A 1970-nucleotide genomic window follows, 5' to 3' on the forward strand; every position below is an offset into this window, starting at 1 on the left:
CCGGGCCCGGCTGTAGCCGACCACCGCCCAGCCCGGCGCCGCCAGGTCGACCTCCTGCCGGCCGCCCGTCCCGCGGCGGTAGGGCAGCCAGAGGATCCGGCGTCCATCCGCCCGCTCCAGGGTGCCGGAGAGCAGCAGCCGCACCGCGGACAGCGCCAGCAGCGGCTCGATCGGCGCCGACCAGGCCGCGGCGGCATCCTGGGCATTGTCCCGGCCGCCGGCGGCATCGGCCTCGTTCAGCCCCGGCAGGTGGTGCACCTCGTCGACCACCAGCAGGTAACGGTGCCGGCGGAAGGCGGCAAGGTGCAGGTCCGGTGCGGCGGCGATCCCCTGATAGGTCGTCACGTAGCCGGCCAGCCCGCGGCAGGGGTCGCCCGGGGCATTGTCGGCGGCGCGGACCGACAGGTCATGCCCCAAGGCCTGCCGCCATGCCGGGTCGGCGAAGACCTCCTCGGCCTGCAGCCGCAGGCTGTCGCGCGGCACCACCCAGCAGATCCGCTNCGCCGGCGGCGATGGCACGGACCACGCCCAGAAGCTCGGACTGGTGGCTGCGCAGGGATCGTGGGATCAGGCTCGGCTCCTCGTGACAAGGTGTTCGGCAGGAGAATGATTCAGCGAGAATTCCCTGTCGAGGGGCTTACGCGCATCGCTTTGGCTCGATCTTCTGCAGAAGTCCGCCGCGCAGGGATCTGCAGGACCGCGACCTATCGCGCTGCCTGTACGGCGGCAGGCACCCCTGGTCGGTGCCTGCGGCATCGCAAAGAAAAGGCCCATCGCCGGGACCGACAGTATTGAGATCCCGGCCGACTTTGGGCGGTCTCGCCAAGTCGAACCAAAAGCCCTTTGGCAGTCAGTTTACCCTCAAGTTGAAGTCCTGCACCAACTTGCCGAAGCGGGCATATTCCGCAGCGTGATAGGCGCCAAACTCGGCGCGAGAGCGGAACTGGATCGGCATGTCCATCCGACGGAGGCCCTCCACGACAGCAGGCGCAGCCATCATGCGTTGGCAAGCGGTTTCAATCCGATCAAGAAGTGCAACCGGCGTGCCTGCGGGGGCATAAAGACCGGACCAGATGGTGAAGACCAGGTCGTGGCCAAGCTCGCGCATCGTCGGTGTATCGGGAAATTCCTGCGTCCTGGCCTCACTGAAGACTGCGATCGGATGCAGGTTGTACTGTCGGACTAGGTTCCCCTGATCGGTAAAGAGCGGGACCTGCTTTGATGCCATGGCCTGCATAACTTCGCCCGATCCACGGAACGGAATATGATTCATCTCGATCCCGGCAAGACGCTCCAAAGCGATCATGCTGATATGTGGCGTCCCGCCAGGACCAGTGCTCGCGTAAGGCAGGGCGCCAGGCGTCTCTCGTGCACGGGCAACAACATCACGCAAGCTGCGCAAGCCTGAATCTTGCGATGTCATCATGACCACCAAAGCTGCGGTCACCTGGCAGATTGGCAGGAAGTCGGACTGCTGAAAGGGCGCACCGCGGGTGTGGGGCGTCAATACGATCGAGCCTCCTGGCGCAAGCAGGATCGTCATGCCATCGGGCCGTGCGCGGGTGAGTTCAAGTGCACCGACTGTACCGTTTGCCCCAGCGGAGTTTTTGATCACGACCTGGCTGCCGAGCGCGGTCGCCAACTCTGGCTGCATAATGCGAGCCATCAGGTCCGTTGCGCCTCCTGGCGGGTAACCGATAATCATGCTGACAGCATTCTGCGCTCGGGCCGGCAGAACCGCGAGCATGGCGCATAACAGTCCAATTACACCTGTAGTTCGGAGCACGGTACTTCATCCCTTAACAGTCTTATTAAGAGGGATCATGCCGGATGCCAGCTGAGATGTCTCCATGGTGGATGCCGATTTCTCCCTGCATGGTACATTGTGTTGATTTGCACTGAGATCTGACCCAGGAGTGGAGTGCGCCCCTGGTGGATCGACCATGCCCCGCTTGGGTGGGGTGTGGACA

General features: G+C 64.0%; 1 protein-coding gene. It reads right to left on the reverse strand.

Annotated features, from left to right (window positions below; genetic code table 11):
* Window positions 1–850: 850 nt before the first annotated feature.
* A complete protein-coding gene (locus QWZ14_RS05675; protein ID WP_290315660.1) occupies window positions 851–1747 on the reverse strand; it encodes a Bug family tripartite tricarboxylate transporter substrate binding protein in 897 nt (298 codons plus the stop codon).
* Window positions 1748–1970: the final 223 nt, after the last annotated feature.

The organism is Paeniroseomonas aquatica (genome assembly GCF_030409335.1).
In the GTDB taxonomy this organism is placed as follows: Bacteria; Pseudomonadota; Alphaproteobacteria; order Acetobacterales; family Acetobacteraceae; genus Belnapia; species Belnapia aquatica.